The following is an 8,067-nucleotide window of genomic DNA, read 5'->3' as shown; positions in this document are numbered from 1 at the left end:
AGGAGACGTGCATCGCGGAGGTCCGCTACCTCATCGGGATGCTGCCCTCGAACAACCGCGAGAACCCGCCGACGGTCGAGAGCGACGACCCCGCCGACCGGCGCGGCGACGTCCTGCTGGATCTGGTCCCGGCCGACGGGAACCGTCCGTACGACATGCACAAGGTGATCGAGGAGCTCGTCGACGACGGCGATTACCTGGAGATCCACGAGCGCTGGGCCCGCAACATCATCTGCGCGATGGCCCGCCTCGACGGCCAGGTCGTCGGCATCGTCGCCAACCAGCCGCAGGCGCTGGCGGGCGTGCTGGACATCGAGGCCTCCGAGAAGGCCGCGCGGTTTGTCCAGATGTGCGACGCTTTCAATATCCCGATCATCACCCTTCTGGACGTCCCCGGCTTCCTGCCGGGCGTGGACCAGGAGCACGGTGGGATCATCCGCCACGGCGCGAAGCTGCTCTACGCCTACTGCAACGCCACCGTGCCGCGGATCTCGCTGATCCTGCGGAAGGCCTACGGAGGCGCGTACATCGTCATGGACAGTCAGTCCATCGGGGCCGACCTGACCTACGCCTGGCCCACCAACGAGATCGCGGTGATGGGCGCGGAGGGCGCGGCCAACGTGATCTTCCGCCGCCAGATCGCCGAAGCCGAGGACCCCGAGGCCATGCGCACCCGCATGGTGAAGGAGTACAAGGCCGAGCTGATGCACCCCTACTACGCGGCCGAGCGCGGCCTCGTCGATGACGTCATCGACCCCGCCGAGACCCGCGAGGTGCTCATCGCCTCGCTCGCCATGCTCCGCAACAAGCACGCCGACCTGCCGTCCCGCAAGCACGGCAACCCCCCGCAGTAGTCATCCTCCGCAGCGGCGCGACCCGCCGCACGGTCCACGACATCCTGCCGAGAAGAGGGAGACACCCCACCATGAGCCTGACGTCCGCCGAGTCCGTCCTGCGCGTCGAGAAGGGTCACGCCGACCCCGAGGAGCTGGCGGCCATCACCGCCGTCCTGATGGCCCGCGCCGCTGCCCAGCCCGCCGCCCCCGCCCACCGAGGCCGTGACACCGCCGGCTGGCGCCGTCTGGAGCGCACGCCGGGCTTCCGCGCACCGCACAGCTGGCAGGGCTGACCCCCTCGGGGACCGTAAAAAGCAGACCGTAAAAAGAAGGGCCCCGCACTCCCGAGGAGTGCGGGGCCCTTCTCCGTACGACCGGCGTCCTAGCGGAGCCGCGCCATCAGGGCGTGCTCGACCAGCGTGATGAGCGCGCTCTTGGCGTCCGCGCGGTGGCGGGCGTCCGTCGTGATGATGGGTGCGTCGGGCCCGATCTGGAGCGCTTCGCGTACCTCGTCGGGGGTGTAGGGCTGGTGTCCGTCGAAGCCGTTGAGGGCGATGACGAAGGGGAGCCCGCTGTTCTCGAAGTAGTCGACGGCGGGGAAGCAGTCGGCGAGGCGGCGGGTGTCGACGAGGACGACGGCGCCGATCGCGCCGCGGACCAGGTCGTCCCACATGAACCAGAAGCGGTCCTGACCGGGTGTACCGAAGAGGTACAGGATCAGGTCCTGGTCCAGGGTGATGCGTCCGAAGTCCATGGCCACCGTCGTGGTGGTCTTGTCCCCGGTGTGGGTCAGGTCGTCGATGCCCGCCGAGGCGGACGTCATCACGGCTTCGGTGCGCAGCGGGTTGATCTCCGAAACGGCACCGACAAACGTGGTCTTACCCACGCCGAAGCCCCCTGCCACCACGATCTTCGCCGAGGTAGTGGAGCGGGCCGCTCCGCCGCTAGAGCTTGCGAAGTCCACTGAGCACCCTTTCGAGCAGTGTCACATCTGGCTGGCCGCCGGCGGCCTCGTCGCCGCCGGGCTGATGGATAGCGACGAGTCCGGCCTCGGCCAGGTCGGCGACGAGGATCCGGGCAACGCCGAGGGGGATCGAGAGAAGGGCCGAGATCTCGGCGACCGACTTGATCTCGATGCAGAGCCGGCAGATCCGCTGGTGCTCGGGCAACTGCCCTTGCAGCCGGGACAGATCGGCCGTGGTGCTGACCAGTGCCTCGATGGCGAGCTGGTAACGCGGTCGGGTCCGGCCGCCGGTCATGGCGTACGGACGGACCAGCGGGTTGTGCGCGGCGGGCTTGGCGGGCTCGGGAGCCTGCCGCTGCTGCACCGGCTGAATGCGTGGCTGCTGGGGCGCGTCGTACCGGTGGGGCTGCTGCGGTTGCTGCGGCCACCCCGCCCCCGGCTGCTGCGGGGGCCACTCGGACCCCTGCGCGCTGTGAGCGCCCTGCTGCTGTTGGTGCTGCGGCTCCTGATATGGCTGGTACTGACCGGGGCCCTGTCCGCCAGGTGCGGCAGGGAAGCCGAAACGGTTGTCACCGTGCTCACCCGGAACCCTCTGGTCACCGTCGTATGGGTGCCCGCCTGTGGGTGCTGCCACGTTTCCTCCTCCGACTGCCGGTCACCGATCCCCGTGGGGCCGCGCCACCGCACTTTATGGCGCGATGGCGAGAAACGCACTGTCTGCCTACTAGTTAAGAAGACTTCCCTGAAGTTCGGCGCGGAGGTCCGGAGTCAGGACACTGCCCGCGCGGTCCACCAGAAGGGCCATTTCGTACCCAACCAGACCGATATCGGCGTCCGGGTGGGCCAGAACGGCGAGTGACGATCCGTCGGAAATGGACATGATGAAGAGGAATCCACGCTCCATCTCCACAACGGTCTGATTCACGGCGCCGCCCTCGAAGATCCGCGAGGCGCCCGCGGTCAGCGACGTCAGACCGGAGGCGACGGCCGCCAGCTGGTCGGCGCGGTCGCGCGGGAAACCCTCGGACATCGCCAGCAGGAGTCCGTCGGCGGAGACCACCACCGTGTGCGACACCCCGGGGGTGTTGTCCACGAAATTGGTGATCAACCAGTTGAGATTCTGCGCCGCCTGGCTCATCGGGCTCACACTAACGCTCCTGGTTGTAGGTGGTACTGGTGTCCGAACCCTCGCTGCGTCCCCGCTGGATCCCCCGCCGCAGGTTGCTCAACCTGCCGCGGACGTCCTCGGGCGCGCGGGAGACCTGTGGGCCGCCCTGCTGGGTCTGCTCCGCCGTACCCTCGACCAAATTGGCCTTGGGCACGCGCCGGGGGAGGCCGGAGGGGGTGATTCCGCCCGCCTTCGGCTCACGGAGCTTCTCGGCCCGCTCCCAGCGCTCGTCGTTCGTCGAGCGCCAGTCGTCGGAGCCGTCCTCGTCCGTCTGCGGGTCCTGCCGCTGTTCCTGCTGCGGCTGAGGCCCCGGGGTCGGATCGGGCTGGTCGTTGCCGCGACCGCCGGGACCGGGCTGCCAGTGCTGCTGACCACCGCGGCGCGGCAGACCGGCTTCGGTCAGCTCGTGGCCGACGTTCGGGGTGGGCCCCGGACGGTCGAAGCCTACGCGCTCCGAAGGCTCTGCGGGCGTGCTCGGAACAGATTCCGATTCGGCAGGAGCAATCGGCTCATAAGCGTGTCGGGAACCGCTCTGAACAGGCCAATCATCCTGGTGCGACGGGTCCGGCGAAGCCGCGTACGGGTCGGCGTACTGACCCTGCTGGGCATGCTGATCGGCATATGCCGATTCCGGATAACCGTCTCCCGGGTGCTGCTGCGCCTGCTGATCACGCTGGGGCGCGTAACCGTCCTCGACGCCGTACTGCTGCTGCTCGTACGTCCCCTGGTACTGCTGCTGCGCCTGCTGCTGGCCGTACTGGTCCTGGCCGTAGCGCTCGTCGGCGTAACCCTGTTGCTGCTGCCCGCCGTACGGGTCGCCCGCGTACGCGTCCGGCGCGTAGCCCTGCTGCTGCTGGGAGTTGTCCCCGAACGGGCCGCCCGTGCCCGTCTGGGCCTCCAGGGCCGCCCTGCGCTCCTCGCGCATCAGCGAGCGCCCGACCGGGTCCAGCTGTGACGGGTCCGGGGCCTCGTAGCGCGAGTCGTCGAAGCCGAGCTCCGCCGCCGTACGCATCGGGGCCTGCTGCGGCGCCGGCTCGAAGGCCTGCTGCTGCTCGGGGATGATCGAGGAGACCGTGAAGTCGTCCTGGCCGGAGCCCGGTTCGCCACCGCCACCGTGGGTGATGGCGTCCGGCAGCATGACCAGCGAGGTGGTCCCGGCCTGCTCGCCCGAGGGGCGCAGCTGGACCCGGATCCCGTGCCGGTCGGCCAGCCGGCCGACCACGAACAGGCCCATGCGCTGCGACACCGCGGCGTCCACGGTCGGCGGGTTGGCCAGCTTGTGGTTGATGTCGGCGAAGTCCTCGGCGGTGAGGCCGATGCCCTTGTCGTGGATCTCGACCATCACCCGGCCGTCGGGCAGCCGGGTCGCGGTGACCCTGACCTTGGTCTGCGGCGAGGAGAACGTGGTGGCGTTCTCCAGCAGCTCGGCCAGCAGGTGCACGAGGTCGGTGACGGCCTGGCCGTGGATCTCGCTCTCCGGCACACCGGTCAGCTGGATGCGCTCGTAGGACTCCACCTCGGAGGAGGCGGCCCGCAGGACGTCCACCAGCGGAACCGGCTGGTTCCAGCGGCGGCCGGGCTCCTCGCCCGCGAGGACGAGGAGGTTCTCGCCGTTGCGGCGCATACGGGTGGCCAGGTGGTCCAGCTTGAAGAGGCTCTCCAGCTGGTCCGGGTCGGCCTCGTTGTTCTCCAGGTCGGTGATGAGGGTCAGCTGGCCCTCGATGAGCGACTGGTTGCGGCGCGAGAGGTTCGTGAAGATCGCGTTGACGTTGCCCCGCAGCATGGCCTGCTCGGCGGCGAGCCGGACGGCCTCGCGGTGCACCTGGTCGAAGGCGCGGGCGACCTCGCCGATCTCGTCCTGCGTGGTGATCGGGATCGGCTGCACCCGGGTGTCGACCCGGCCCGGGTCGGTGCGCGAGAGCTGGTCGACGAGGGAGGGCAGCCGCTGCTCGGCGATGGAGAAGGCGGCGGTACGCAGCTGGCGCATGGAACGGCTCATCTGGCGGGCCATGAGCCCGGCCAGGACGAAGGCGGCCAGCAGCGCGATGACGACGATGAGGCCGTTGACGATGGCGTCGGTCTTGGCGTCGGAGGAGATGCTCGCGGCCTCGTCCACCGCCTTGGTGACCAGCTCGTCCTCGACGGTGGCGTACCCCTCGAACTTCGCGGTCGCCGCCGCCATCCAGGTCGCCGGCGTGATGCCCTTGGCCGCCAGGTCCTTGGGGTCCTGCCCCTGGCCGATCTGCTGGGCCATGCCGTCGAAGACCGAGCCGTCGATGCTCGGCGGGGCCACGAAGGGCTTGCCCGCGGCCTCGGCCTGCTCCTTGGCCGCCTTGAGCTGCTTGGAGCCCTCGGCGGCCTTGCCGGCCATGACCTGCTTGAGGCGGTCGACGTCGGCCTGGGTGCCGCCGGAGTTGAACTCGCCGAGGGCGATCTGCTCCAGGTAGTTGTACGAGCCGAAGGCCTTGACCTGGTCGTTGTACGTCCCCGGCTTCTTGCTCGGGCGCACCAGAAGGTGCATGCCGATCGAGCGCTGAAGCGATTCTGCAGCCTTGGACAGCTCGATCGCGTAGACCGTACGGCCGTAACTGGTGATGTTGCCCGTACCGAGGCCCAGCTCGTTGGAGAACTCCATCAGCGAGTGCTGGACCTGGGTGTAGCCCTCTTCGGTCTTCACCGGGTCCAGGGCCTGCGAGTAGGCGGCCTTGCGCAGCTCGGGAAGCTTGGGCTCCTCGCCCTTGAAGAGCTTCAGACGGCGCTCCAGGCCCGGCTTCGCGGGCATGTCCTTCACCGCTGCGTCGAACTTCCGCGCCGCCTCGTCCGTGGTGGCCCGGGTCTGCTCGACCACATCGGCGTCACGGTCGCCCGAGAGCAGCGGCTCGGCGGTGAGGTCCCGCTCGTTCAGCAGCGCCTGCCCGTAGTCGGACGCGGCGCGCACGACGACCGCGATCTTCTCGGCCTCCTGCGCCTGGCTCCAGGTGTCGATGGAACCTTTCACCTGGAAGCCGCCCATGACGAGGCCGACCAGCACCGGGATCAGGAGGATCGCGTTCAGCCGGGTGGCCACCCGCCAGTTGCGCGGGGACATCCGGCTGGTGCTGCCACCACCGCCGGGCTCCGTGCCGGGCACATTCGCAGGGGACGCCACAGCGCGCGACGGCGGGGTGAAGTTGCCCCGCTCGGGCTGCGCCGCGGAGCCCTCGTTGCTTCGCCTCACTCGACCAACAACCTCTCGGCGTCGGCACCTACGCTGTGCCGGATTATTCGTTCAGGGCCGTACTACTGGGGAGTTCGTCGAATTGCAGCACGGGGATGGGCCCCGTTCCAAACAGTCGGAATCGGCGATTCCGAGTGGCCCAGACCTCAGATAAAACGGGCATAAAGAGCGAGCCCCGTCAAAAGGCGGGGCTCATGTGAGCGCAGTGGCACCGGATGGCTGCGTCGGGTGGCGGCGTGGAGTCAATTCTCTGTCGAAACGTTATGAACACGGGGGCGGATCGTGTCAAACGACACAGGCCGCCCCCGCGTGACTACTGCAACTTCCGTATGCCGATATCGACTTACGCCTGGTGGAAGAACTACTTCAGGCGTGCCATCAATGCGTGCTCGACCAGGGTGATCAGGCCGCTCTTGGCGTCCGCGCGGTGGCGGGCGTCCGTCGTGATGATGGGTGCGTCGGGCCCGATCTGGAGTGCTTCGCGTACCTCGTCGGGGGTGTAGGGCTGGTGTCCGTCGAAGCCGTTGAGGGCGATGACGAAGGGGAGCCCGCTGTTCTCGAAGTAGTCGACGGCGGGGAAGCAGTCGGCGAGGCGGCGGGTGTCGACGAGGACGACGGCGCCGATCGCGCCGCGGACCAGGTCGTCCCACATGAACCAGAAGCGGTCCTGGCCCGGTGTACCGAAGAGGTACAGGATCAGGTCCTGGTCCAGGGTGATGCGTCCGAAGTCCATGGCCACCGTCGTGGTGGTCTTGTCCCCGGTGTGGGTCAGGTCGTCGATGCCCGCCGAGGCGGACGTCATCACGGCTTCGGTGCGCAGCGGATTGATCTCCGAAACGGCACCGACAAACGTGGTCTTACCCACGCCGAAACCGCCCGCCACCACGATCTTCGCCGAGGTAGTGGCGCGGCCCGTGCCGCCGCTAGAGCTTGCGAAGTCCACTGAGCACCCTTTCGAGCAGTGTCACATCCGGCGCGCCGCCGGCCTCTCCATTGCCCGGCTGGTGGATGGCCACCATGCCGGCTTCCGCCAGGTCCGCCACCAGGATCCGGGCGACGCCGAGCGGCATCGACAGCAGCGCCGACACCTCCGCCACCGACTTGACCTCACGGCAGAGGTGGCAGATCCGCTGGTGCTCGGGGAGCAGGGTCCCCAGATGCGCGGGGTCTGCCGTCGTGCTGACCAGTGCCTCTATCGCGAGCTGGTAGCGCGGCCGGGTCCGGCCGCCGGTCATGGCATAAGGACGAACCAGCGGCTGGTCGCCTTCCCCGTCGTACGACGCGTGGTGCAGTGCGCCGTACGGATCGGGTGAGGCGGGTGGCGGGGTCATGAATCCTCCGGGCGTGACAGCAGGTTCTCGGCTTGCCGTCTGCAAGGGGCCGGTGAGGGGACTAAAGCGGCCTGACGGGTGAGGGTTGTGGGCATTACCTGGGGGGATCGTGTCGTGAATCCGCTGGATGGCCGCCTAGTGGAGCAGACTTCCTTGGAGTTCGGCGCGGAGGTCGGGCGTGAGGACGGTGCCCGCACGGTCGACCAGGAGGGCCATTTCGTACCCGACCAGACCGATGTCGGCGTCCGGGTGGGCCAGAACGGCCAGTGACGAACCGTCGGAGATGGACATGAGGAAGAGGAACCCCCGTTCCATCTCCACAACCGTCTGACTGACGGCACCGCCCTCGAAGATCCGGGACGCACCCGCGGTCAGCGAGGTGAGGCCGGACGCGACGGCGGCGAGCTGGTCGGCGCGGTCGCGCGGGAATCCTTCGGACATCGCCAGCAGCAGGCCATCCGCGGAGACCACCACCGTGTGGGACACCCCTGGGGTGTTGTCCACGAAGTTGGTGATCAGCCAGTTCAGATTCTGCGCGGCCTGACTCATGG

General features: G+C 68.7%; 9 protein-coding genes. 2 read left to right on the top strand and 7 right to left on the bottom strand.

The window, feature by feature from the left end; translation table 11 throughout:
- Together IE272_RS33280 and IE272_RS33275 are read left to right on the top strand one after the other, a co-directional pair.
- Positions 1-854, top strand: an 854-nt coding sequence (locus IE272_RS33280) for an acyl-CoA carboxylase subunit beta (protein WP_308433890.1), incomplete at its 5' end; no start/stop codon positions are given.
- Positions 855-925: 71 nt separating this feature from the next.
- Positions 926-1,129 (top strand): acyl-CoA carboxylase subunit epsilon, encoded by a 204-nt coding sequence (locus tag IE272_RS33275; protein ID WP_030076048.1) that lies wholly within the window; start codon positions 926-928, stop codon positions 1,127-1,129.
- 89 nt (positions 1,130-1,218) lie between these two features.
- Here IE272_RS33275 and IE272_RS33270 read toward each other — a convergent pair whose 3' ends face one another.
- The 7 genes from IE272_RS33270 to IE272_RS33240 all read right to left on the bottom strand — a co-directional run bounded on the left by IE272_RS33270 (position 1,219) and on the right by IE272_RS33240 (position 8,065).
- Positions 1,219-1,800, bottom strand: coding sequence for a GTP-binding protein (locus IE272_RS33270; protein WP_026165101.1), 582 nt, complete (start codon positions 1,798-1,800; stop codon positions 1,219-1,221).
- Entirely contained in the window at positions 1,781-2,434 is a 654-nt protein-coding gene (locus tag IE272_RS33265; protein ID WP_190009403.1) for a DUF742 domain-containing protein, read from the bottom strand. Before IE272_RS33265 ends, IE272_RS33270 begins: the two co-directional genes overlap by 20 nt.
- 90 nt (positions 2,435-2,524) lie before the next feature.
- On the bottom strand, positions 2,525-2,938 hold the full coding sequence (locus IE272_RS33260) for a roadblock/LC7 domain-containing protein (protein WP_006127847.1): 414 nt from the start codon (positions 2,936-2,938) through the stop codon (positions 2,525-2,527).
- A 10-nt stretch (positions 2,939-2,948) separates the two neighbouring features.
- Positions 2,949-6,185: a nitrate- and nitrite sensing domain-containing protein gene (locus tag IE272_RS33255; RefSeq protein ID WP_190009401.1), complete on the bottom strand. Its 3,237-nt coding sequence runs from the start codon at positions 6,183-6,185 to the stop codon at positions 2,949-2,951.
- Between the two features lie 361 nt (positions 6,186-6,546).
- Entirely contained in the window at positions 6,547-7,128 is a 582-nt protein-coding gene (locus IE272_RS33250; RefSeq protein ID WP_003966011.1) for a GTP-binding protein, read from the bottom strand.
- Positions 7,109-7,516, bottom strand: a complete 408-nt coding sequence (locus IE272_RS33245) for a DUF742 domain-containing protein (RefSeq protein WP_003966010.1) — start codon at positions 7,514-7,516, stop codon at positions 7,109-7,111. Before IE272_RS33245 ends, IE272_RS33250 begins: the two co-directional genes overlap by 20 nt.
- 135 nt (positions 7,517-7,651) lie before the next feature.
- Entirely contained in the window at positions 7,652-8,065 is a 414-nt protein-coding gene (locus IE272_RS33240; protein ID WP_006127850.1) for a roadblock/LC7 domain-containing protein, read from the bottom strand.
- Positions 8,066-8,067 lie beyond the last annotated feature (2 nt).

This window comes from Streptomyces anulatus, assembly GCF_014650675.1.
Taxonomy (GTDB): Bacteria; Actinomycetota; Actinomycetes; order Streptomycetales; family Streptomycetaceae; genus Streptomyces; species Streptomyces anulatus.
The sequence above is the reverse complement of the archived record's forward strand: the minus strand, read 5'-3'. Positions and strand labels throughout refer to the sequence as shown.

What these genes read in the sequence shown, in the direction of transcription:
- IE272_RS33275 (WP_030076048.1), top strand. Translation starts at nt 926, where the DNA reads ATGAGCCTGACGTCCGCCGAGTCCGTCCTGCGCGTCGAGAAGGGTCAC.
- IE272_RS33245 (WP_003966010.1), bottom strand. Translation starts at nt 7,516, where the DNA reads ATGACCCCGCCACCCGCCTCACCCGATCCGTACGGCGCACTGCACCAC.
- IE272_RS33260 (WP_006127847.1), bottom strand. Translation starts at nt 2,938, where the DNA reads ATGAGCCAGGCGGCGCAGAATCTCAACTGGTTGATCACCAATTTCGTG.
- IE272_RS33240 (WP_006127850.1), bottom strand. Translation starts at nt 8,065, where the DNA reads ATGAGTCAGGCCGCGCAGAATCTGAACTGGCTGATCACCAACTTCGTG.